This is a genomic window from Massilia sp. CT11-108 (genome assembly GCF_047302915.1).
GTDB classification, from domain to species: domain Bacteria; phylum Pseudomonadota; class Gammaproteobacteria; order Burkholderiales; family Burkholderiaceae_D; genus Telluria; species Telluria orientalis.
In genome coordinates, this window is the sequence record NZ_JBKYMO010001353.1 from 1 (window position 1) to 347 (window position 347).

At 66.0% G+C, this 347-nt stretch carries 1 protein-coding gene; it reads left to right on the forward strand.

What is annotated here, in order from left to right:
• Window positions 1–181, forward strand: a 181-nt coding sequence (locus ACEN88_RS34760) for a hypothetical protein (protein ID WP_413346967.1), incomplete at its 5' end; no start/stop codon positions are given.
• Window positions 182–347: the final 166 nt, after the last annotated feature.

The window sequence follows — 347 nt, forward strand, 5'->3', positions numbered from 1 at the left end:
GCAGGCACTGACGGCCGGCGTCACGCTGGACACGCAAACCGGCGTGAAGGACGGCGTGCCGTACATGGCGCTGCCGGCCGCCAGCCTGGCTCCGGGCCAGAGCGTCACCTTGACGACCACTTTCTCCAACCCGAACAAAGTCGGCATCGCCTACACGCCGGCCCTCTTCAGCATCCAGTAAAGGACCTGACCATGTTTCGATTCAAGCACTTCTTATCCTGGCTGGCACTCGCGGCCGCGCTGACCGGCACCTGCGGCCAGGCGGCGGCCACCCCGCTCTATCACGTCGACATCGACACGGCGTCGCTGGGTTCGGGGCCGGCTTTCCTGGAGCTGTACTTCCTGGG